18 protein-coding genes are annotated in these 21819 nt (G+C 68.2%); 10 read left to right on the forward strand and 8 right to left on the reverse strand.

Translation table 11 applies throughout. From position 1 onward, the window contains the following. Positions 1 to 29: 29 nt before the first annotated feature. Together ACWPKK_RS05970 and ACWPKK_RS05975 are read right to left on the reverse strand one after the other, a co-directional pair. Entirely contained in the window at positions 30 to 1580 is a 1551-nt protein-coding gene (locus ACWPKK_RS05970; RefSeq protein ID WP_452001754.1) for a Ppx/GppA family phosphatase, read from the reverse strand. 23 nt (positions 1581 to 1603) lie between these two features. Beyond that, positions 1604 to 3751, reverse strand: coding sequence for an RNA degradosome polyphosphate kinase (locus tag ACWPKK_RS05975; protein ID WP_452001757.1), 2148 nt, complete (start codon positions 3749 to 3751; stop codon positions 1604 to 1606). A gap of 190 nt (positions 3752 to 3941) precedes the next feature. Between ACWPKK_RS05975 and ACWPKK_RS05980 the strand changes: the two genes are divergently transcribed. The 5 genes from ACWPKK_RS05980 to trmFO all read left to right on the forward strand — a co-directional run bounded on the left by ACWPKK_RS05980 (position 3942) and on the right by trmFO (position 10991). Continuing rightward, positions 3942 to 4460: a SixA phosphatase family protein gene (locus ACWPKK_RS05980; RefSeq protein ID WP_452001760.1), complete on the forward strand. Its 519-nt coding sequence runs from the start codon at positions 3942 to 3944 to the stop codon at positions 4458 to 4460. Between the two features lie 99 nt (positions 4461 to 4559). Then, positions 4560 to 6164, forward strand: coding sequence for a CYTH and CHAD domain-containing protein (locus ACWPKK_RS05985; protein WP_452001762.1), 1605 nt, complete (start codon positions 4560 to 4562; stop codon positions 6162 to 6164). Positions 6165 to 6333: 169 nt separating this feature from the next. Beyond that, complete coding sequence (gene uvrA, locus ACWPKK_RS05990; protein ID WP_452001765.1) at positions 6334 to 9201, forward strand: excinuclease ABC subunit UvrA; 2868 nt, start codon at positions 6334 to 6336, stop codon at positions 9199 to 9201. A 62-nt stretch (positions 9202 to 9263) separates the two neighbouring features. Then, the gene (locus tag ACWPKK_RS05995; protein ID WP_063634422.1) at positions 9264 to 9458 is read left to right on the forward strand and encodes a hypothetical protein; all 195 of its coding nucleotides are present in this window, start codon (positions 9264 to 9266) and stop codon (positions 9456 to 9458) included. Between the two features lie 189 nt (positions 9459 to 9647). Next, entirely contained in the window at positions 9648 to 10991 is a 1344-nt protein-coding gene (gene trmFO / locus ACWPKK_RS06000) for a methylenetetrahydrofolate--tRNA-(uracil(54)-C(5))-methyltransferase (FADH(2)-oxidizing) TrmFO (RefSeq protein WP_452001768.1), read from the forward strand. 22 nt (positions 10992 to 11013) lie between these two features. Here trmFO and ACWPKK_RS06005 read toward each other — a convergent pair whose 3' ends face one another. Further along, positions 11014 to 11868, reverse strand: coding sequence for a phytoene/squalene synthase family protein (locus ACWPKK_RS06005; protein ID WP_452001771.1), 855 nt, complete (start codon positions 11866 to 11868; stop codon positions 11014 to 11016). Positions 11869 to 11991: 123 nt separating this feature from the next. Between ACWPKK_RS06005 and ACWPKK_RS06010 the strand changes: the two genes are divergently transcribed. From ACWPKK_RS06010 to ACWPKK_RS06025, 4 genes are all read left to right on the forward strand, one after another. Next, entirely contained in the window at positions 11992 to 12864 is an 873-nt protein-coding gene (locus ACWPKK_RS06010; RefSeq protein WP_149223584.1) for a squalene/phytoene synthase family protein, read from the forward strand. 70 nt (positions 12865 to 12934) lie between these two features. Then, complete coding sequence (hpnD, locus tag ACWPKK_RS06015) at positions 12935 to 13858, forward strand: presqualene diphosphate synthase HpnD (RefSeq protein ID WP_452001775.1); 924 nt, start codon at positions 12935 to 12937, stop codon at positions 13856 to 13858. After that, positions 13859 to 15280, forward strand: a complete 1422-nt coding sequence (gene hpnE / locus ACWPKK_RS06020) for a hydroxysqualene dehydroxylase HpnE (RefSeq protein ID WP_452001778.1) — start codon at positions 13859 to 13861, stop codon at positions 15278 to 15280. It abuts the gene before it with no gap. Between the two features lie 6 nt (positions 15281 to 15286). Beyond that, positions 15287 to 15880: a superoxide dismutase gene (locus ACWPKK_RS06025; protein ID WP_014247715.1), complete on the forward strand. Its 594-nt coding sequence runs from the start codon at positions 15287 to 15289 to the stop codon at positions 15878 to 15880. Positions 15881 to 15955: 75 nt separating this feature from the next. Here ACWPKK_RS06025 and ACWPKK_RS06030 read toward each other — a convergent pair whose 3' ends face one another. From ACWPKK_RS06030 to yajC, 4 genes are all read right to left on the reverse strand, one after another. Then, positions 15956 to 16333, reverse strand: coding sequence for an Mth938-like domain-containing protein (locus tag ACWPKK_RS06030; protein ID WP_452001781.1), 378 nt, complete (start codon positions 16331 to 16333; stop codon positions 15956 to 15958). Positions 16334 to 16364: 31 nt separating this feature from the next. Further along, the gene (gene secF, locus ACWPKK_RS06035) at positions 16365 to 17321 is read right to left on the reverse strand and encodes a protein translocase subunit SecF (protein WP_452001784.1); all 957 of its coding nucleotides are present in this window, start codon (positions 17319 to 17321) and stop codon (positions 16365 to 16367) included. Positions 17322 to 17332: 11 nt separating this feature from the next. Next, complete coding sequence (secD, locus tag ACWPKK_RS06040; RefSeq protein WP_452001787.1) at positions 17333 to 18931, reverse strand: protein translocase subunit SecD; 1599 nt, start codon at positions 18929 to 18931, stop codon at positions 17333 to 17335. Positions 18932 to 19057: 126 nt separating this feature from the next. Then, entirely contained in the window at positions 19058 to 19489 is a 432-nt protein-coding gene (gene yajC, locus ACWPKK_RS06045; RefSeq protein WP_324870448.1) for a preprotein translocase subunit YajC, read from the reverse strand. A gap of 225 nt (positions 19490 to 19714) precedes the next feature. Here yajC and ACWPKK_RS06050 point away from each other — a divergent pair, with 225 nt between their 5' ends. Then, on the forward strand, positions 19715 to 20611 hold the full coding sequence (locus ACWPKK_RS06050) for an ATP-binding protein (RefSeq protein WP_452001791.1): 897 nt from the start codon (positions 19715 to 19717) through the stop codon (positions 20609 to 20611). Here the strand turns inward: ACWPKK_RS06050 and ACWPKK_RS06055 are convergent. Continuing rightward, a complete protein-coding gene (locus tag ACWPKK_RS06055; RefSeq protein WP_452001794.1) occupies positions 20568 to 21818 on the reverse strand; it encodes a peptidoglycan DD-metalloendopeptidase family protein in 1251 nt (416 codons plus the stop codon). The genes ACWPKK_RS06050 and ACWPKK_RS06055 overlap by 44 nt on opposite strands. Position 21819: the final 1 nt, after the last annotated feature.

A 21819-nucleotide genomic window follows, 5' to 3' on the forward strand; every position in this document is an offset into this window, starting at 1 on the left:
GGGTGGCCCGATTGCCCTACTCCGCCGCCCTACTCCGCCGCTTGGGGCCGCAGCGGCTGAACCACATCGCCTTTCACGTTCATCGCCTTGGCGAGCGCGTCAATGCGGCGTTGCACCGCTTCGCCGGACGGCACGCTGCCATCGTCGGGAAGGGTCAGCACGATGCGCCCGTCGCCCACCTTCAGGCTGGTCCGCTCCAGCAGCGCCGTGGCGCCGCCCGACAGCGTGTGGGCAAGGCGGAGTGCCAGGCCCAGCACCAGCGCCTTCATCCCCTGCCCTTCCGTCACCAGGGTCCGCACCGGCGCCGTCAACGGCACGTCGATGGTTCCCGAATAGCGGGCATGGGCGGCAAGCGCCAGGAAGGCCCGCTCGTCATGGTCGAGCGCCGGGAACGGATAGCGCAGCACGCGCAGGAAGGCATGCTCGGCCCGGTAGTCGGGATGGTCGGCCCAGCCGACATCGCTCAGCAGGCAGGCGGCATGGCGCAGGCGGATGGCGTTGTCGTCCTCGCCGGCGAACAGGCCGGCGGTCCAGGACATCAGCAGCGCCGGGTCGCCCATCCGCACGAAGCGCCGCGCCCAGTCGGCGGCCGAGGCCATCAGCGGGTCCTCGCGCTGGCCTTCTGGCGACAGCAGCGAATAGAGGTGGCCTTCCCGCAGGCCGTAGGCGGAAAACACCAGCTTCGACGGCTGGGCGATGCGCAGCAGCCGCTCCAGCACCAAGCCGGCGAAGGGCAGCGTGTCGAGCCGGCGGCGCGAGCCCGCCATCTTTTCCAGCGACGAGCGGCTCTGCCGGCCGATCAGGGCCGTGAACTCCCGCGCGTCGGCGGAGGGAATCGTGTAGTGGTGGATGATGTGCAGCGGATGGCCGGACTGCTCCATATGCAGCTTGGCGATGGCGCGCCAGCTTCCGCCGACCGGATAGAAGGGCCGGCCCTTCATCGCCGGCAGCCAGGGCAGCGATTCCAGATGCTGGTCGATCAGCTTGGCCGGCCCGCCCTTGGAAGAGCCGACCTCCATCAGCCGCAAGGGCCCGAGCGGCAGCGTCACCTGCTTGCCGATCACGCCGCGGTCGAGCGTCACCAGTTCAAGGCTTCCGCCGCCGAGGTCGCCGACGAGGCCGTCGGCGCCGGGGGTGCCGGACAGCACGCCCATGGCGGACAGCCGCGCTTCCTCCTCCCCGCTGATGACGCGGACGGTCAGGCCGGCGCGGCGGCGGATGGCGTCGACGAAGGCGGCGCCGTCGCGGGCGTCGCGCATTGCGGCGGTGGCGATCACGTCCAGCCGGCCGACGCGCATACCCTGGGCCAGCGTGGCGAAGCGTTCCAGCGCGACAAGCCCCTGTGCCACGCCGTCGGGGTTCAGCAGGCCGGACTTCTCCACTCCGCGGCCCAACCCGCACAGCACCTTCTCGTTGAACAGGGCGAGCGGCGAACGGGTCAGCCCGTCATAGACGACGAGTCGGATCGAGTTGGACCCGATGTCGATCACGCCGACGCGCTCCGCCGCACCACCGGCCGACGCATTCCAGATGGCGGAAACGTCGCCCGCAAAGGCGGCCGCGCGATTGTCCTTGCTCATACTCAGACTCCCGTCACCCGTCCTTAGGACACCGCGTGCAGCATGAGCCGCGGCGGCGTGCGCTTGCTGCTGAGCGCGCTGCCCCGGCCCGACAGGCTGGGGTTGGTCATGAAGTAATTATGGGCGCTGAACGCGTCAGGGCCAGCTTTGATCCGATGGTACACGCCATCGGGGCCGAGCTTCCAGGTGCTTGCGTCGTCCTTCATGTTGGCGACCATGATCTGGTCGAGCACCTGTTCGTGCACCGTCGGGTTTTCGATGGGCACCAGGGTTTCGATGCGGCGGTCCAGGTTGCGGGTCATCCAGTCGGCCGAGGAGATGAAGATCTTGGCCTGGTTGCTGGGCATGGGATGGCCGTTGCCGAAGCAGATGACGCGGCCATGCTCCAGGAAGCGGCCGACGATGCTGCGCACCCGGATGTTCTCCGACAGCCCCTTCACCCCTGGCCGCAGGCAGCAGATGCCGCGGATGATCATGTCGATCTGCACCCCGGCCTGCGAAGCCTTGTACAGCTTGTCGATGATGACCGGATCGACCAGGGAGTTCAGCTTCACCCAGATCGAGGCCGGACGGCCGGCGGCGGCATGGGCGATCTCCCCCTCGATCAGGTCCGACAGGCGCTGGCGCAGGGTGATCGGCGCGATGGCGATCTTCTCCAGAACCTTGGGCGTGGCGTAGCCGGTCATGAAGTTGAACATGACGGCGGCGTCGTGGCACAGCGCCGGGTCGCAGGTGAAGAAGGACAGGTCGGTGTAGACCTTCGCGGTGATCGGGTGATAGTTGCCGGTTCCGAAATGGACGTAGCTGCGCAGCGCCTTCTTCTCGCGCCGCACGACCAGCGACACCTTCGCGTGCGTCTTCAGATCGACGAAGCCGTAGACCACCTGGGCGCCGGCGCGTTCGAGATCGCGCGCCCAGCGGATGTTGGCCTCCTCGTCGAAGCGGGCCTTCAGTTCCACCAGCGCGGTCACCGACTTGCCGGCCTCCGCCGCCTCGATCAGCGCGGCGACGATCGGGCTGTCCTTGCTGGTGCGGTACAGCGTCTGCTTGATCGCCACTACCTGGGGGTCGCGCGCCGCCTGCCGGATGAACTGCACCACCACGTCGAAGGATTCGTAGGGGTGGTGGACGACGATGTCCTTGTGGCGGATCGCCGCGAAGCAATCGCCGCCGAAATCGCGAATCCGCTCGGGGAAGCGGGCGTTGAAGGGGCGGAAGACAAGGTCCGGCCGCTCGTCCACGATCAGCAGCTTGGTGTCGGTCAGGCCGATCAGCCCGTCCAGGATGAACACGTCGTCCGACGCCACGTTCAGCTCATGGCGCAGGAATTCGCGCAGGTCGGCGGCCATGCCGCTGTCGGTCGCCAGCCGGATGACGCTGCCGCGGCGGCGGCGCTTCAGCGCGCTTTCGAAGGTGCGGACCAGATCCTCCGCCTCTTCCTCGATCTCGATCTCGCTGTCGCGCAGCACACGGAAGACGCCGTGCGCCTTGACCTGGAACGGAGGGAACAGGCGGTCGATGAACTGCATCACCACCTTTTCCAGCTGGATGAAGCGGATGTCCGATCCCGGCAGCCGCATGAATCGTTCCAGCTGCGTGGGCAGCGGCACCAGCGCGTCGATGTGCCGGCCCTTGACCGGATCGTGCAACTGCAGCGCCAGCGAAAAGCCCAGATTCGGCAGGAACGGGAAGGGGTGGGCCGGATCGACCGCGATGGGCGTCAGAATCGGGAAGATGTCGTCGAGGAACTTGGCTTCCAGCCAATCCAGTTCGCCTTCGCTGAGGTCGCCGGGATCGACGACGGAGATCCCGGCCTCGCGCAGCTCGCCCTTCAGGGTGCGCCACATCGTCTGCTGGCTGTCCATCAGCGCGGCGATGCGCTGCTTGACTGCCGTCAACTGCTGGGCAGGCGTGAGATTCTCCGGGCTGGGGGCCTTGACCCCGGCGGCCACCTGCCCTTTCAGGCCGGCGACGCGGACCATGTAGAATTCGTCGAGGTTGCTGGCTGAAATCGACAGGAAGCGCAGCCGTTCCAGAAGGGGGTGGTTCGGATTGGCGGCCTCGTCCAGGACGCGCTGGTTGAAAGCCAGCCACGACAGCTCCCGATTGATGAAGCGTTCCGGAGCGTTGGGCTCGATGCCGACCGACTCGAGTTCCTGGAGATGCGTCACGTCAACCTCTGAAATCTTGGGACCCCGTCTGCCCCGGGCCGCGGTGCGGCGCCTTGGGCAACCGTTATATGGTGGGCAGACAGAGTATCCCATATGCGTTACGGTTTCAGGACTCCCATTTGGCGATGTTCCAAGCCATCTCCCACCCCTCCCCCGCCTTACGGCCAGTCCAATCCGACCGAATCCCGCCATGAAGACGCTGTTCCTGCTGCGCCACGCCAAATCCTCCTGGGACGATCCGTCGCTGGATGACCACGACCGGCCCCTGAACGCCCGCGGCGAAAAGGCGGCGTCGCTGGTCGGCGGCTACCTCGCCAAGCATCATGCCCACATCGACCTCGTCCTATGCTCGACCGCGGTTCGCGCGGTGGAAACGCGCAAGCGGGTGATGACGGCGATGGGCGCGCCCTACCCGCCGGTGGAGCATGAACGCGGCCTGTATCTGTGCGGCGCCCGCACGTTGCTGGAGCGGCTGCGCGACGTACCTGATTCGGCGACCGGCGTGATGCTGGTGGCCCACAATCCGGATTTGCACGAGTTGGCGAACGCGTTGACCGGCAGCGGCGACCATCACCTGCGCCATGATCTGGCCGACAAGTTTCCGACCGGCGCCTGCGCCGTCCTGGTCTTCGAGACCCTGCATTGGGCGGACCTGGAGCTTGGCGCCGGCCGGCTGGCGGATTTTGTGCAGCCGCGTAAACTCTCTTAACCTGCGGCGACGGTTGGAGTATCCACGGATCCACCTGTTCAATTCCAGGCCACTCTGGCCGTCAGGCCGTTTCGGCCGGATTCGGGAGGACGCCGACCCTTGCCACCCGCCATTCCGCCCGCCGGCCCGTCCGCCGCCCACGATGCGCAGCCCTCCGCCCCCGCCTTCCGCGAGGTGGAGCTGAAACTCCATGCGGCCTCGGCGGATCTGGCGCGGGTCGCCTCGCTGCCGGCCCTGCTGGCGCTGGCCGATGGGCCTGCGGAGACACAGCGCCTGCGAACCGCCTATTTCGACACGCCGAACCTGAAGCTGGCGGCCAATGGCGTGGCGTTGCGCGTGCGGCAGGAGGGCGACCGCTTCGTCCAGACGCTGAAGACGGTCAACAGCGCCAGCCCCGGCGATTCCGCCGCGGTCGCGGTGCGGCGGGAGTGGGACTGGACCGTGGCGGGTGAGGCGGTGGACCGCGGCGTGCTGACCGACCCCGGCGTCGCCGGTCTGGTGCCGGCGTCGGCGCTCGACGATCTGGACTGCCTGTTCATCACCGATTTCCGCCGCACCACCCTGCTGCTCCGTCCCGATCCGCTGACGGCGGTGGAGATGGCGGTCGATGACGGGCGGGTCTATGCCGGCGGCAACTCCCTGCCCATCAGCGAGGTGGAACTGGAGTTGAAGTCGGGAAAGGTCGCCAGCCTGTTCGATCTGGCGCTGACCCTGCAGGCCGCCATCCCCATGCGCATCGGCAACGAGAGCAAGGCGGAGGCCGGGCTTCGGCTGGTCACCGGCAAGGCGCCCGGCCCGGTGGAGGCCGAACCGCTGGGCCTCTCCCCCCTGACCACGGTGGCCGAGGCCTATCGCCACATCCTGCGCCAGGCGCTGCGCCAGTTCCTCGCCAACGAGGCCTGCGCACTCGGCGGCAGCGATGTGGAGGGACTGCACCGGATGCGCATCGCGTTGCGCCGGCTGCGCATCGCCCACCGCCTCTTCGCGCCGCTGATCGCCTCCCCCGAAGCCGACCGTCTGGTGGAGGAAAGCCGGGCGCTGGCCAAACGGCTGGGCCCGGCGCGGGGCTGGGACGTGCTGATGTCCGGCGTCATCGACCCGCTGCTCGCCGCCCCCACCGCGCGGACGGGCATCGACCGCGCGGCGCTGGATCGGCTGGCCGTCCTTGCCCGCTCCGCCGGGGCAGGCCCCGCGCGGGAGGCGATGGCGGCGATCCTGGCGCCCGGCTGCACCACCATGGTCCTGGGACTGGGGGCATGGCTGGAGCATGGCCGCTGGATGTCGGAGGCCGAGGGCGACCGCCGTGCCATGTTGTCGGCGCCGGTCGCCACGCTGGCCGGCGGCTGGCTGTCCGCCCGCTTGGCGAAGCTCGGCAAGGCGGCCAAGCCGCCGGAGGATGCCAAGGGCCGCGACAAGCTGCGCCGCCGGCTGCGCAGCCTGCGCTACACCGCCGATTTCTTCCGCGGCCTTTATCCGGAGGCCGCCGCCCTGCCCTTCTTCGCGGCGCTGGAGCCGCTGCAGGCGGCGCTGGATGCCGAACAGGACGCCGTCACCGGCGCACGCATGCTGGGCGAACTGAAGGGGGCGGACCCGAAGACCGCCGCCACGGTCGCCGCCTGGATCGAGCGCCAGTCGGACAAGCGGCGCAAGGCCCTGCCCGATCTGTGGAAGCGTTTCCGCGCGGTGCCGCCCTTCTGGTCATGACCGACCCGCGCCGGGCGCCGGTGGCAATGCGAGCCTGAGCGCATATATCGTCAGCCGGCCGGCGTCCGGCGGTCCCGTAAGAGACTCAGCGGGGCGGTCCGATTTTCGTCATGCGGCGCGGCTGCTTGCCACTTTCCATCCGGATGGGCTTCGGGTAAAAGAACACTCCATGAACAAATACATCAGCGTCCGCGGCGCGCGGGAACATAACCTGAAGAACGTCGATGTGGATCTGCCGCGCGACGAGCTGATCGTCATCACCGGCCTGTCGGGATCGGGCAAGTCGTCGCTCGCCTTCGACACGATCTATGCCGAGGGGCAGCGGCGGTACGTGGAAAGCCTGTCGGCCTACGCGCGCCAGTTCCTGGAGCTGATGCAGAAGCCGGATGTCGATTCGATCGAGGGGCTGTCGCCGGCCATCTCCATCGAACAGAAGACGACCTCGAAGAATCCGCGCTCCACCGTCGGCACGGTGACGGAGATCTACGACTACATGCGCTTGCTATGGGCGCGCGTCGGCATCCCCTATTCGCCCGCCACCGGCCTGCCCATCGAAAGCCAGACGGTCAGCCAGATGGTCGACCGCATCACGGCCATGCCGGAGGGCACGCGCCTGCTTCTGCTGGCCCCCTTCGTCCGCGGCCGCAAGGGCGAGTACAAGAAGGAAATCCAGGACCTGCGCAAGCGCGGCTTCCAGCGCGTGCGGGTCGACGGCACCATGTACGAGATCGACGAGGTGCCGGCGCTCAACAAGAAGCTGAAGCACGACATCGAGGTGGTGGTCGACCGCATCGTGGTGCGCGAGGGGCTGGGCAACCGTCTGGCCGATTCGCTGGAAACCGCGCTGGGGCTGGCCGACGGCATCGTCTGGGTCGAGAATGCCGAGACCAACGAGCTGACGGTCTTTTCGCAGAAATTCGCCTGTCCGGTCAGCGGCTTCACCATTCCGGAGATCGAGCCGCGGCTGTTCTCCTTCAACAATCCGTTCGGCGCCTGCCCGGCCTGCGACGGCTTGGGCAGCAAGATCTATTTCGACCCGATGCTGGTGGTGCCGGACGAGCGGCTGTCGCTGGCGAAGGGCGCCATCGCGCCGTGGGCCGGCTCGACCTCGAAATACTACGACCAGACGCTGGAAAGCATAGCTGAGCATTTCGGCGCGTCGATGACCACCCCCTGGCAGGACCTGCCGGAGAAGGTGCGCCAGACCATCCTGTTCGGCTCGGACGGGTCGGCGATCACCATGACCTATGACGACGGCCTGCGGCGCTATCAGACCAACAAGGCGTTCGAGGGCATCGTCAACAACCTGGAACGGCGTTTCCGCGAGACGGACAGCGCCTGGACCCGCGACGAGCTGTCCAAATACCAGTCCTCCCAGCCCTGCGAGGTCTGCAAGGGCGCTCGTCTGAAGCCGGAGGCGCTGGCGGTCAAGATCCGCGGCCGCAACATCTCCGAGGCGGCGGAGCTGTCCATCGCCGGCGCCGGCGCGTGGTTCAGCGAGCTGAACGAGCATCTGCGCCCGAAGGACCGCGAGATCGCCTACCGAATCCTGAAGGAGATCAACGAGCGGCTCGGCTTCCTCAACGCCGTTGGCCTCGAATACCTGACGCTCAGCCGCGGGTCCGGCACGCTGTCCGGCGGCGAGAGCCAGCGGATCCGGCTGGCGTCGCAGATCGGCTCCGGGCTGACCGGCGTGCTCTATGTGCTGGACGAGCCCTCGATCGGCCTGCACCAGCGCGACAACGACCGGCTGCTGGAAACGCTGAAGCGCCTGCGCGACATCGGCAACACGGTCATCGTCGTCGAGCATGACGAGGACGCCATCCGCAGCGCCGACTATCTGGTCGACATGGGTCCCGGCGCCGGCCAGCACGGCGGCACCGTCATCGCACAGGGCCGGCCGGAGGAGGTTCAGAAGAATCCCGACAGCATCACCGCCCAATACCTGAACGGCACCCGCTTCGTTCCGGTCCCCGACACCCGCCGGCCCGGCCATCCCGGCCAGTTCCTGGAGGTTCATGGCGCCCGCGCCAACAACCTGCAGAACGTCTCGACGAAGATTCCGCTCGGCACCTTCACCTGCGTGACCGGCGTGTCGGGCGGCGGAAAGTCGACGCTGATCATCGAGACGCTGTACAAGGCGGTGGCGCGCAAGCTGATGGGTGCGCGCGAGCATCCGGCCGACCATGACGCGGTGCTGGGGCTGGAGCATCTGGACAAGGTCATCGACATCGACCAGTCGCCGATCGGCCGCACCCCGCGTTCCAACCCCGCGACCTACACCGGTGCCTTCACCCCGATCCGCGACTGGTTCGCAGGTCTGCCGGAATCGAAGGCGCGCGGCTACGGCCCCGGCCGATTCTCGTTCAACGTCAAGGGCGGGCGTTGCGAGGCCTGCCAGGGCGACGGCGTCATCAAGATCGAGATGCACTTCCTGCCGGACGTCTACGTCACCTGCGACGTCTGCCACGGCAAGCGCTACAACCGCGAGACGCTCGAGGTCACCTACCGCGACAAGACCATCGCCGACGTGCTGGACATGACGGTCGAGGAGGGCAAGGAGTTCTTCAAGGCGGTGCCCGGCATCCGCGACAAGATGGACACGCTGGAACGGGTCGGCCTCGGCTACATCCACATCGGGCAGGCGGCGACCACCCTGTCGGGCGGCGAGGCGCAGCGCGTCAAGCTGTCCAAGGAACTGAGCCGCCGCGCCACCGGACGCACGCTGTACATCCTGGACGAGCCGACCACCGGCCTGCATTTCGCCGATGTCGAAAAGCTGATGGAGGTGCTGCACGCGCTGGTCGACCAGGGCAACACGGTGCTGGTGATCGAACACAATCTGGAGGTCATCAAGACCGCCGACTGGATCATCGACCTGGGGCCGGAGGGCGGCACCGGCGGCGGCGAGATCGTCGCCGAGGGCACCCCGGAGGATGTCGCGAAGGTGGAGCGCAGCTACACCGGCCGTTACCTCGCCCCCTACCTGAAGGCGAAGCCGGCAGTGCGGAAATCGGCAACCCGAAAGAGGGCGTGAACAAACGCAAGCTGCGCCGTGTTCTCCCATGCAGAGTTCGCACTGCATGGGAGAAGAGGCGCATGAAGACGATTCTGACCGGTGTGGGCACCGCCCTGGGGGCCGCGCTGCTGCTGGCCGCCTGCGGCTCCGACGGCTCCACCACCAGCACGACGACCACCACGACCACCACGCCGAGCTACGGTTCGACCACCGTGACCCCGGCCCCGTCGGGCGCCACCACCATCGAACGCAGCACGACGACCAAGAGCGAGTGAGCCTCCGCTCGACGTCACGGTTCTGGCAAGATGTTCTGACTGACTCCTGATCGACTTGCGGCCGGCCTTCCTTGTGGAGGCCGGCCGATCTGTGTTGGCGTGCCGCCGTTTGAGGACTGTCGTTTTGGGAGCAGACAGCCTAGATTGCCCGCGAATCATCCGCAGTCTTTTGTCTGGAATATCGTCTCAATGACCGACACCCTTCGCCCCGTCCACGTCATCGGCGGCGGTCTCGCCGGATCGGAAGCTGCCTGGCAGCTCGCCTCGCGCGGCGTGCCCGTCGTGCTGCACGAGATGCGCCCGGTCCGCAAGACCGAGGCCCACGATACCGACAAGCTGGCGGAGTTGGTCTGCTCCAACTCCTTCCGGTCGGACGATGCCGAATACAACGCGGTGGGTCTGCTGCATGAGGAGATGCGGCGCTGCGGCTCGCTGATCCTGCGCTGTGCCGACGCGCACAAGGTGCCGGCCGGCGGCGCGCTGGCCATGGACCGTGACGGCTTCGCCGATGCCGTGACGGAGGCCATCGGCTCGCATCCGCTGATCACCCTCCAGCGCGAGGAGGTCGCCGGCCTGCCGCCCGAGGAGTGGGACAGCGTCATCGTTGCCACCGGCCCCCTCACCTCGCCTGCCTTGGCCGAGGCCGTGCGCGACCACACGGGCGAGGAATCGCTGGCCTTCTTCGATGCCATCGCCCCGATCGTCTATCTGGAGAGCATCGACCTGTCCAAGGCGTGGTTCCAGTCGCGCTACGACAAGCCCGGCCCCGGCGGCACCGGCAAGGACTACATCAACTGCGCCTTCGAGAAGGACGACTACCGCGCCTTCATCGCCGCCCTGATCGAGGGCGAGAAGCTCGACTTCAAGGAGTGGGAGAAGAACACCCCCTACTTCGAGGGCTGCCTGCCGATCGAGGTGATGGCGGAGCGGGGCGTCGACACCCTGCGCTACGGCCCGATGAAGCCGGTCGGCCTGACCAACCCGCACAAGCCGGAACGCCGCCCCTATGCCGTGGTCCAGCTGCGCCAGGATAATGCGCTGGGCACGCTCTACAACCTCGTCGGTTTCCAGACCAAGCTGCGCCACGCCGAACAGGCGCGCATCTTCCGCATGATCCCCGGCCTGGAGAATGCCGAGTTCGCCCGGCTGGGCGGCATGCACCGCAACACCTTCCTCAACAGCCCGCGCCTGCTCGACGGCGCCCTGCGGCTGAAGTCGCTGCCACGCCTGCGCTTCGCCGGGCAGGTCACGGGCTGTGAAGGCTATGTGGAGAGCGCGGCCGTCGGCCTGCTCGCCGGGCGTTTCGCCGCGGCGGAACGTCTGGGCCAGGAGATCACGAATCCGCCGGTCACCACGGCGCTCGGCGCCATCCTCGGCCACATCACCGGCGGGGCGGAGGCCGAGACCTACCAGCCGATGAACGTGAATTTCGGCCTGTTCCCGCCGGTGGACGACAAGATCCGCGGCCGCGACCGCAAGCTTGCCTACACCCGCAGGGCGCTGGCCGACCTCGACGGCTGGCTAAAGGGCTGACCGGCGTGATGACGCGCGGGCGTCAGTAGCGCCCGCGCATCGCCGCCCAGCCCAGCTTCATCTGCCGGAACGGGTTGGGCAGCAGCACGCGCGGGGCGAACACGTCGTTGCCCTCCCGCGCGATCACGCCCAGATGCAGGTCGGCCAGCGTGGCCGGCAGCAGCGCCGGTACCGCCGCCTTCGGCACCTGACGGCGCAGGGCGCGCGCCTCGGCCAGATGCCTGCGCGCAACGTCGGCGATCTCACCCACCACCGCCCGCAGTTCCGCGGTGGACCGGCCGGCGAACAGATCCTCGCTCCTGGCGCCATGGCGCTGCATCAGGTCTTCCGGCAGCCGCTGGCGATGCTGGCGGGCCAGGAAGGGGGCCGCGCGCAGGATGCCGGCAAGGGCATAGGCGATGCCGACATGGCGCCCGGCCGTCATCGCCGCCTCGTCCCGCACACCCAGGATCTCGAGCGCCAGTTGGACCAGCGGTGCGCCCGTCACCTCGGCATAGTTGACGAGGCAGGTCAGGTCGGCCGGCGGCGTGTCGTCCAGGTCGGCCTCCCGCGCGTCGACCAGCCGGTCGAACAGGGCACGGCTCAGCCCCAGCCCACGGGCGGCCTCGGCCAGCGGGTCCATCACGCCATGCCGGGGTACGGGTCCATCCTCATAGACGGCCTCGATGCCGTCGCGCCAGAATTGAAGCCTCATCTGGCCCAGGATCGGTTCGCTGACGACCTCGCGGGTCTTTGCGATCTCCAGGTTGAAGGCATAGAGTGCGAACATCGCCTCGCGCCTGTCGGCGGGAACGAACAGACCTGCCAGAAAGTGGTCGTTGTCATATTTCCGAACCTCCCGTCCGCAATAGGACAGGTCGGTCGCAGCCTTCACCATGGGATGCCTGATTGGAAAAAGAGGGGAGGATCAGAGGAAGGACGGGCCAAAGCCTGTTGCCACGCCTATATGAAGCACACAAGGTCGCATCGCCAGCCCCGACGCGCAGCAGGCAGGGATCCCATGACGGATTTCAACATCGCCCCGACGAAGCCCCGCAAGACCGGCCCGGTCGCCCGCAAGGACGAGACCGGCGAGAATTTCCCGGTCGCCTCCCGCCTGATTCCGAAACATCTGCGCCCGCATGTGATCGCCTTCTACCGCTTCGTGCGGCTGGCCGACGACATCGCCGACGATCCCGATCTCGAACCGGAGACCAAGCTGGCCTATCTGGAGGCGCTTGAACGGGCGCTGACCTCCGGCCAAGCCAAGCATGCCTACCTGAAGCCGGCGACCGAACTGCGCGAGAGCCTGCAGAAGACCGGCGTCAGCGACCGCCATGCCCGGCAGGTGCTGCGCGCCTTCCGCCGCGACGCGGTCGGCGCCCGCTGCCACAGCTGGAGCGACCTGCTGCTGTATTGCCGCTTTTCCGCCAACCCGGTCGGCCGCTACCTGCTGGAGCTGCATGGCGAAGGGGTGGCCGCGGGGCCGGCCTCCGACGCGCTCTGCTCCGCATTGCAGGTGCTGAACCACCTGCAGGACGCGCGGGAGGACTGGACCCAGCTCGGCCGCTGCTACATTCCGCTGGTCTGGTTCGACGACGCCGGCATCAGCGTCGAGCGTCTGGTCGAGTGCGAGAGCGACGTCCGCATGCGCGCCATCTTCGATCAGGCGCTGGAGCATACCGACCGGCTGCTGGAGCGGGCCGCGGCCCTGCCCGGCCTGATCCAGCACCGCGGCCTGCGGATGGAGGCTGCGGTGATTCTGAGCCTCGCCGAATCGCTGTCGCGGCGGCTGAAGGCGCGCGATCCGATGAAGGCGAAGGTCACGCTCGGCGCGCACCACAAGCTGGCGGCGGTGGCGCGGGGACTGGCGCGGAGCTTCTCCGCCGCATAAACTCCCGGGCCACACGTCACGACGTGCACCGCCAAGCACGTCACCACGTGCAATGCCCAGGATGCGACAGATGACCCCTCCGCCGCTGGAGACGGCCCCGCTGGAACCGGTATCCACGACGTTGCCGGACAAAAAGACACCCGATACGGCTTCGGCCGTCACAGCCAAGTCGGGCAGCACCTTTTATTGGCCGATGCGTCTGCTGCCCGCATCCAAGCGGGCGGCGATGTTCGCCATCTATGCCTTCTGCCGCCGCATCGACGACATCGCCGACGAACCGGGCGAGCCTGCCGCCAAGCGCGCGGCGCTCGACGTCTGGCGCCGGGACATCCGCGACCTTTATGTCGGCGGCGCCCCCAGCGGCCCGCTCACCGCCGCGCTGAAGGGCGCCATCGAGCGCTACGGCCTGCCGCGGGCGGAGTTCGAGGCGCTGATCGACGGCATGGCGATGGATGTCGCGGGTGAGGAATCCGGCGGCATGCGCGCCCCCGACCTCGACACCCTGCGCCTCTATTGCCGCCGCGTCGCCGGTGCGGTCGGCATGCTGGCCATCCGTGTCTTCGACCGTGCCGATTCCTCCACCGAGCGATTCGCCCTGGCGCTGGGCGAAGCCCTGCAGCTGACCAACATCCTGCGCGATCTGGCCGAGGATGCCGAACTCGACCGGCTCTACCTGCCGCGCGAGCTTCTGCTGGCCGCCGGCATCACCGGCGACCGGCCGGAGGAGGTGTTGGCACACCCCGCCCTGCCGCAGGTCTGCGAGGCAGTGGCGGAACTCGCCGAGGCCCGCTTCGCCGAGGCCAGGGCGGCGCTCGGCGGACAGGCGCGGGGCTCGCTGTGGGCGGCCACGGCGATGATGGTGCTGTATCACCGGCTGCTGCGGCGCCTGCGGGCGGCCGGCTGGCGCGATCTGAACGCCCGTGTGCGGGTCGGGCGGCGGGAGAGCGCCTGGGTGGCGGTGCGCTGCATGCTCGGCCTTCCTCCGGCCACCTGAATGACGCCGACATCGACCGTCGAGATCGGGGCCGTCCACGAGAGCGGAACCGTCCATGTGATCGGCGCCGGTCTGGCCGGTCTGGCCGCCGCCGTCCGCCTGGTGGAGGCCGGCAGGCGGGTTGCGGTCTACGAGCAGGCTCCGCAGGCCGGGGGACGCTGCCGCAGTTTCCACGATGCCACGCTCGGCCGCTCCATCGACAATGGCAGCCATATGGTGCTCAGCGGCAATCGGGATCTCCTCGACTATGCCCGACGCACCGGCGGTGCCGATGCCCTGGAGGAGGTCCGTCCGGCCGCCTTCCCCTTCCTGGACCTGCGCGACGGCGCCGCGTGGACCTTGCGGCCCGGCGGGCTGTGGCTGTTCGATCCGGCGCGGCGGGTTCCTGGCAGCCGGCCCCTCGACTATCTCGCCGCCCTGCGCACCTTGACCGCCCGCAGGGATCACTCCGTCGCCGACCGGCTGCGGCCCGATGGCCGGCTGTTCGAGCCGCTGTGGCGCCCGCTGGCGGTCTCCGCCCTCAACGGGCCGGTGGAGCGCGTCTCCGCCCGCCTGTTCGGCGCGGTGTTGCGCGAGACGCTGTTGCGCGGCGAGGCGGCCTGCCGCCCGGTGCTGGCGCCGCGCGGCCTGTCCGCCGCCTTCGTCGATCCGGCGCTTGCCCGCCTGCATGAGGCCGGAGCGGCCGTGCATCTCGGCACGCGGGTGGAGGGGCTGAGCTTCGACGGTGATCGCGTGACCGGCTTTTCTGCGGGCGGCAGCGCCATGGCGCTGGGCCCGGCGGACGAGGTGATCGTAGCCGCCCCGGCCTGGGCGGCGGAACGGCTGGTGCCCGGCCTGACGGTGCCGCCGCCGGGTGCGGCCATCGTCAACCTGCACGTCCGGCTGGATGGCCCGGTGCGGCTGCCCGGCGGCCTGCCCTTCCTTGGGCTGGTCGGCGGAACGGCGGAATGGCTGTTCGCCCGCGGCGACCTGCTGTCCGTCACCGTCAGCGACGCAGACGCGCTGGCCGAGCTTCCGGCCGATGTGGCCGCAGCCACGCTGTGGGCGGAGATCGCCCCGCAGCTTGGTCTGGACCAGCGACTCGGACCCCCGATTCGCCCCTTTCGGGTGGTGAAGGAGCGGCGGGCGACGCCGGATCAGTCACCCGAAGCGGTCGCATGCCGGCCGGGACCGCGAACCCGCTGGCGCAACCTGACGCTGGCCGGAGACTGGACGGAAACGGGACTTCCAGCCACGTTGGAGGCTGCCGTACGCTCGGGCAACCGGGCGGCGGAGGCTGCTTTGGCGAATGGAAATAACCCTATACGACGTTCAGGACTGTTTCCGGCCTTCACAAGCTTCCGTCATGGGCCTATTTGGTCGGACGGAGGTGCCGTGCTCGCAAGGCCCGGCCCGGAAGGACAATCAAAGAAGAGAGGGTGAATTAAAATGGCGTTCGAACTTCCGCCGCTTCCGTATGCGTACGATGCTCTGGCTCCGTACATCTCGTCGGAGACGCTGCACCTGCACCACGACAAGCACCACCAGACCTATGTCACCAACCTGAACAACCTGACCAAGGACACCCCGCTGGCCGACGCCAGCCTGGAGGAGGTCATCAAGGCTTCGGTCGGCGACGCTTCCAAGGTCGGCATCTTCAACAACGCCGCCCAGGTGTGGAACCACACCTTCTTCTGGCAGTGCCTGAAGAAGGACGGCGGCAAGATGCCGGCGGCCCTGGAGCAGCGCATCGTCGCCGACTTCGGCAGCGTCGAAAAGTTCAAGGAAGAGCTCACCCAGGCCGCCTTGACGCAGTTCGGTTCCGGCTGGGCCTGGCTGTACCTGGACGGCGACAAGCTGAAGATCGGCAAGACCGGCAACGCCGACACCCCGCTGGCGCACGGCCACAAGCCGCTGTTCACCATCGACGTGTGGGAGCATGCCTACTACGTCGACTTCCAGAACCGCCGCGCCGACTTCGTGAAGGCCGTCATCGACAACCTCGCCAACTGGGACTTCGCCGCCGAGCAGATGGCTGCGTAACCCTTCCCGTCGAGGGTTGAAAACACAAAGGCGCCCGAAAGGGCGCCTTTGTTGTTTCCGGAGCAGGAGCCAGTCTTACACCGGCAGCATCGCCGCCGCCACCCGCCGGCCTTCGGCCAGCAGGACATTGTAGGTCCGGCACACCGCCCGGCTGTCCATCGGCTCCACCACCACGCCCTGCTCGCGCAGGCTCTGGCGAAGCGCCTTCGGGATCATCTTCATGGTCGGGCCGGTGCCGAGCAGCAGGATCTCCACCTTCGGCTCGGCCGTCAGCACCACGGCGAAATCTTCCAGGATCAGGGAGGCGGCATCGGTCGCCTCCCAGGCCTGGGTGCGGTCGGGCAGCACGACGACCGCGCCGACGCGCCATTGGCCGGACACGCAGAACTGTCCCGGACCATAGCCGTCGATGACCTGACGGTCCGACGGGATCATCGGCATGATGTCGGCCATGCTGCCCTCTCCCTACTGTTGTCGCCCGGCTTTACGGGGTGGTCGCCGGGGTGTTGCCCGCAGCGGCATCGGTCGGGGTGCCGCGCCGCAGGCGATTCTCGCCGAGGAACAGCAAGATGGGCGCCGCGATGAACACGGACGAGCTGGTCGCAAGGATAACGCCGAAGATCAGCACGATGCCGAAGTCCTGCAGCGCCTCGCCGCCGAACAGCGCCAACGGGATGATCGACAGCAGCGTACAGACCGAGGTGCCGACGGTGCGGTTCAGCGTTTCGTTGATCGACAGGTCGATCAGGTCGCGCAGCGGCATCTTCTTGTAGATACGCAGATTCTCGCGCATGCGGTCATAGACCACGACTTTGTCGTTCACCGAATAGCCCATGATCGTCAGGATCGCCGCCACCGCCGTCAGATTGAACTGCATGTCGGTGATGGCGTAGAAGCCGATGATCTTGGTGATGTCCAGCAGCAGCGTCACCACCGCGCCGAAGCCGAACTGCCATTCGAAGCGGAACCAGATGTAGACCAGCATCGCCACCATGGCGAGGCCAAGCGCCAGCATGCCGTTGGCGAACAGCTCGCCGCTGACCGACGCGCCGACGGCCTCGACGCGGCGCACCTGCGTGCCGGGGACGGCTTCGGCCAGCGTGCCGCGCACCTTGTCGGCGGCGACCTGCTGGGCGGCATCGTCGCCGGGCTGGCGTTCCAGGCGGATCAGCACGTCCTGGGGCGACCCGAACTCCTGCAGAGCCACCTGCCCCATGCCGAGGCCGGACAGCGTGTGACGGAGCGAGGCGAAGTCGGCGGCCTGCGGCGTCCGCGCTTCGATGACGATGCCGCCGCGGAAGTCGATGCCGTAGTTCAGGCCGGGGTGGAAGAACAGGATGACCGACGCGATGGACAGGATCGCCGACACGACGAGGCCGGCGATGCGGCCGTTCATGAAGGGGATCTTGGTGTTGTCGGGGACGAGGCGGAGATGGAACATCGGAAGACCTCTCAGACCGGCAACACGGCCGGACGCGTCCGGCGCAGCCACGTCACCATCATCAGGCGCACCAGCACCGTGGCGGTGAACATGGAGATGAGGATGCCGAAGGTGATGGTGACGGCGAAGCCCTTGATGGCGCCGGTGCCGAAGATGAACAGCAGCGCCATCTTGATGGCCGTCGTCAGGTTGGAGTCGACGATCGTGCTGTAGGCGCGGCTGAAGCCGGCCTCCATCGACGCGAAGACGCCGCGGCCCTTCTTCGTCTCCTCGCGGATGCGCTCGTTGATCAGGATGTTGGCGTCGACCGCCAGGCCCAGCGACAGCAGGATGCCGGCGATGCCCGGCAGCGTCAGCGTGGCCTGCAGCAGCGACAGCGCCGCCAGCGTCAGCACGATGTTGACGAACAGCGCGAAGCAGGCGAAGGCTCCGAACAGCCCGTAGCTGGCGATCATATAGACGCAGACCATGGCGAAGCCGACGGCGACGGAGGTCAGGCCGGCGCGGATCGAATCGGCACCCAGGTCGGGGCCGACGGTCCGCTCCTCGATCACCTTCAGCGGAGCCGGCAGGGCGCCGGCGCGCAGCAGGACGGCAAGGTCGTTGGCATTGGCGGCGTTGAAGTTGCCGCTGATCTGGCCGCGTCCGCCGGTGATCGGCTCGCGGATGACGGGCGCGCTGATCACCTTGTTGTCGAGCACGATGGCGAAGGGCCGGCCGACATTCTGCTTGGTCACTTCGGCAAAGCGGTTGGCGCCCGCCGTGTTGAATTCAAAGTTCACCACCCATTCGCCGGTCTGCGGGTTGGTGCCGGCCGACGCGTTCTGCAGCGTGGCGCCGTCGACCTCGACCTTCTTGCGGATGACGTATTTCGACTGGTAGCGGTCGCCTTCGGTGGACGGCAGGATCTCCGATCCCGGAGGGGCGCGGCCGCTGTTGGGGTCGGCGTTCACGTCGACAAGCCGGAAGGTCATCTTGGCCGTGGTGCCGAGCAGGCGCTTGATCCGGTCGGGATCCTCCACGCCGGGCAGCTGGACCAGGATGCGGTCGTTGCCCTGGCGGGCGATCGTCGGCTCGTTCACGCCGGTCTCGTCGATGCGGCGGCGGACGATTTCGATCGACTGCTCGATGGCCTGGGTGGCGCGGTCGCGCAGCGCGACCTCGCTCAGCGCCACGGTCACCGTGGCACCGTCGATCGAGACGGTCAGGTCCGGCTGCCCGCCGCCCAGCGCCGTGGCGCCCACCGGGCTGGCCAGCTGGCGGAGCGCCTTCACCGCGTCCTCGGCCTGTGCCGGGTCGCGCAGCTGAACGGTCACGGCGCGGTCGCCCGCGTTCAGCGCGGTGTAGCCGACATTGGCGGTGCGCAGCTGCTGCCGGGCGCCGTCGACCAGCCCTTCCACCCGGTCACGGATGACGGTGGCCATGTCGACCTCGAGCAACAGATGCGATCCGCCGCGCAGGTCGAGGCCCAGCGACACCTTGCTATTCGCGTACCAGGACGGCAGCGCCGCCAGCGTATCGCGGCCCAGGAAGTTGGGCAGCATCATGACGAAGCCGGCGATGCAGGTCGCCAGGATCAGGTAAATCTTCCAGCGCGAAAAATAGAGCATGCGTCACTCGAATCCGATCAGACACCCAAACCGGTGCGACCGGTCCGCCGCGGGTAAGCGGCGGCCGGCCTGTCCGGACGGGAAGCGCCTTCGGGCTGGCCCGCGTGAGAGGAACCCGGCTGCGGCTTACTTGCGGCCGAACAGCTTGCCGATGCCGCCGGCGGCGGGGGCGTCGGCCGGCTTGGCCTCGCCTTCCGGGGTGGCGGCGGGGGTGGCGTCGCCGCCGGACTTGCCGGCCGGCTCGGTCTTGGCGAGCACCAGATTCACGGTGGAGCGCAGGCAGCGCACGCGCACGTTCTCGGCGATTTCGACGGTCAGTTCGTCGTCGGACCCGACCTTGGTGACGATGCCGATGATGCCGCCGCCGGTCACGACGCGGTCACCGCGGCGGATGGCCGACAGCATGGCCTTATGCTCTTTCATCTTCTTCTGCTGCGGACGGATCAGCAGGAAGTAGAAGACGACGAAGATCAGGATCAGCGGCAGAAACTGGACGAGCATGTCACCGCCGCCGCCAGCCGGCGCCGCCGTCTGTGCATAAGCCGTCGAAACGAACATCTGGAAGCTCCTTACAGGTTTGGTCTCGGCACCGGATCGGCGTTCCGCCGGGACGCCGCGACTATAAACGCCCATGACCGGGATGCAATGGTGATGCGCCACAATCCGCAGGCGCCCCACGGCTTGTGCGCTTGCCCTGCTGTGTTACGGTGCGAAGGCGTCGGAAAGATGGCTGCGCAGGCGCCCACTTTCCATGGAACATCCAGAAAAAATATCCGGAGAATTATGTCGCAATCCATCACTGGCTCCGGTGCTGGGCCCTCCGGTGCCGATCAGGCCCTGATTCCGCTGCTGACCCGCATCGCAGAGGCGCTGGATCGGCTGGCCCCGCCGCCGGACCGCCCGCTGGACTTCACCGCGGCCGACGCCTTCGTCTGGCATCCCGATCCCGACCGGTTGGAGCCGGTTCCGGTGGTCAACCGCGTCGACATCATGCTTCTGCAGGGCATCGAACGGCAGCGGGAGATCCTGCTGGACAACACGCGGCGTTTCGCCGCCGGCCTGCCCGCCAACAACGCCCTTCTGTGGGGCGCGCGCGGCACCGGCAAAAGCTCGCTGGTCAAGGCGGCCCACGCCGCCATCTGCAGCGAGCGGCCGGGCGAACTGGCACTGGTGGAAATCCACCGCGAGGACATCCCCACCCTGCCCAGCCTGCTGGCCCGGCTGAAGGGCGAGCCGCGCCGCTTCATCCTGTTCTGCGACGATCTGTCCTTCGACCATGACGACGCGCACTACAAGTCGCTGAAGGCGGTGCTGGACGGCGGAATCGAGGGGCGGCCGGACAATGTGGTGTTCTACGCCACTTCCAACCGCCGCCACCTGATGCCGCGCGACATGATCGAGAACGAACGGTCGACGGCCATCAACCCGGCGGAGGCGGTGGAGGAGAAGGTGTCGCTGTCCGACCGGTTCGGGCTGTGGCTGGGCTTCCACAACTGCGACCAGGACACCTATTTCGCCATGATCGAGGGCTATGTGCGCCATTTCGGCCTGGACATCCCGGCCGACCGGCTGCGCGCGGAGGCCGTGGAATGGTCGGTCACGCGCGGAAGCCGGTCGGGCCGGGTGGCCTGGCAGTTCATCCAGGACCTGGCCGGTCGCCTCGGGCAGCCCCTTCGCTGACCTTGCGGTCCATCTGATCGCTCGGGTCGACGGCCTGGCTGCCCTTGCGCAGCTCGAAATGGAGCTGGGGCGAGGAAACGCCGCCGGTCTGGCCGACCCGGGCGATCACCTGCCCCCGCTTCACCGTGGCGCCGCGCTCCACCTCGATCTTGTCGAGATGGGCGTAGGCGGTGATCCAGCCATCGGAATGCTTCAGCAGCAGCAGGTTGCCGAAGCCGCGCAGTTCGTTGCCGGCATAGGCGACCACGCCGTTGTCGGCGGCGACCACCGCGGTGCCCTTCGGCGCCGCGATGTTCAGCCCATCATTGTGCAGCCCGTCCGGCTTGGGACCGAATCCGGAAAGCAGCTTGCCTTTCACCGGCCACAGGAAACGGCCTCCGCCGCGCGGCGGGGGCGCGGCCTCCGCCTTCGGTTCCGGCTTGGGCGGCGGTGCGGCTGCGACCTCCTGCTGCGGGGCGGGCGCAGGCGCGGCGGAGGGCGCCGGGATCGGCGTCGGTGTCGGCTTCGCTCCGGGCGGGCGCAGCATGGTCGGCGCCTGTCCCGGCTGATAGGCCGTGTCGCCCGCGGGGGCCTGCGCCGTTGGCACCGGCGCCGGTTCGGCAGCACTGCCCGGCTTCGACGGCGGCAGCGGCGTGGCGGAAATGCCGCCGGAAGAGGATGCGCCCGGCGGCGGCAGTTCCGACGTCTGGACGGAGCCGCGCCCGGCAGGCGAGCCCTGCGGCGCTCCCAACGGCGCCCCTTGCGGCGTCAGCGGCACGGCCCCGCCGGAGGCCATCATGGTGCCGCTGCCGTCATTCGCACCCGGCAGGCGCAGGGGCTGGCCGGCCTGAACCGCGTAGGGCGGGGTCAGGTTGTTCAGCCGCGTCAGCTCGCTGACATCGACGTTGTGCATGCGCGAGATGCTGTAGAGGCTGTCGCCCTTCTGCACGATGTACTGGCGCGACGTCGGCAGGACCAGCCTCTGCCCGACCTCCAGACGGTAGGGCGGAGCCAGCTTGTTCGCCTCGATCAGGTCGCGCAGCGGCACATTGTAGCGGCGGGACAGGCTGTAGGCGCTGTCCCCCTTCTGCACGGTGACCGCCCCGCCGGCCGAGTCCGGCGCCTCGGAGACATGGGTGAAGGGGGCCAGCCCACCCACCCGTTCGCAGGCACCGAGTGCCAGAACGGCGGTGGACAGGACCAGGGCCGGCAAAAGGCGAGCGGACATG

Source organism: Azospirillum largimobile, from assembly GCF_977007025.2.

What these genes read in the sequence shown, in the direction of transcription:
- ACWPKK_RS06030 (WP_452001781.1), bottom strand. Translation starts at nt 16,333, where the DNA reads ATGGCCGACATCATGCCGATGATCCCGTCGGACCGTCAGGTCATCGAC.
- ACWPKK_RS06005 (WP_452001771.1), bottom strand. Translation starts at nt 11,868, where the DNA reads ATGGTGAAGGCTGCGACCGACCTGTCCTATTGCGGACGGGAGGTTCGG.
- secD (WP_452001787.1), bottom strand. Translation starts at nt 18,931, where the DNA reads ATGCTCTATTTTTCGCGCTGGAAGATTTACCTGATCCTGGCGACCTGC.
- hpnD (WP_452001775.1), top strand. Translation starts at nt 12,935, where the DNA reads ATGACCCCTCCGCCGCTGGAGACGGCCCCGCTGGAACCGGTATCCACG.
- trmFO (WP_452001768.1), top strand. Translation starts at nt 9,648, where the DNA reads ATGACCGACACCCTTCGCCCCGTCCACGTCATCGGCGGCGGTCTCGCC.
- secF (WP_452001784.1), bottom strand. Translation starts at nt 17,321, where the DNA reads ATGTTCCATCTCCGCCTCGTCCCCGACAACACCAAGATCCCCTTCATG.
- ACWPKK_RS05980 (WP_452001760.1), top strand. Translation starts at nt 3,942, where the DNA reads ATGAAGACGCTGTTCCTGCTGCGCCACGCCAAATCCTCCTGGGACGAT.
- ACWPKK_RS06055 (WP_452001794.1), bottom strand. Translation starts at nt 21,818, where the DNA reads ATGTCCGCTCGCCTTTTGCCGGCCCTGGTCCTGTCCACCGCCGTTCTG.
- ACWPKK_RS06010 (WP_149223584.1), top strand. Translation starts at nt 11,992, where the DNA reads ATGACGGATTTCAACATCGCCCCGACGAAGCCCCGCAAGACCGGCCCG.
- hpnE (WP_452001778.1), top strand. Translation starts at nt 13,859, where the DNA reads ATGACGCCGACATCGACCGTCGAGATCGGGGCCGTCCACGAGAGCGGA.
- uvrA (WP_452001765.1), top strand. Translation starts at nt 6,334, where the DNA reads ATGAACAAATACATCAGCGTCCGCGGCGCGCGGGAACATAACCTGAAG.
- ACWPKK_RS05970 (WP_452001754.1), bottom strand. Translation starts at nt 1,580, where the DNA reads ATGAGCAAGGACAATCGCGCGGCCGCCTTTGCGGGCGACGTTTCCGCC.
- ACWPKK_RS05995 (WP_063634422.1), top strand. Translation starts at nt 9,264, where the DNA reads ATGAAGACGATTCTGACCGGTGTGGGCACCGCCCTGGGGGCCGCGCTG.
- ACWPKK_RS06050 (WP_452001791.1), top strand. Translation starts at nt 19,715, where the DNA reads ATGTCGCAATCCATCACTGGCTCCGGTGCTGGGCCCTCCGGTGCCGAT.
- yajC (WP_324870448.1), bottom strand. Translation starts at nt 19,489, where the DNA reads ATGTTCGTTTCGACGGCTTATGCACAGACGGCGGCGCCGGCTGGCGGC.
- ACWPKK_RS06025 (WP_014247715.1), top strand. Translation starts at nt 15,287, where the DNA reads ATGGCGTTCGAACTTCCGCCGCTTCCGTATGCGTACGATGCTCTGGCT.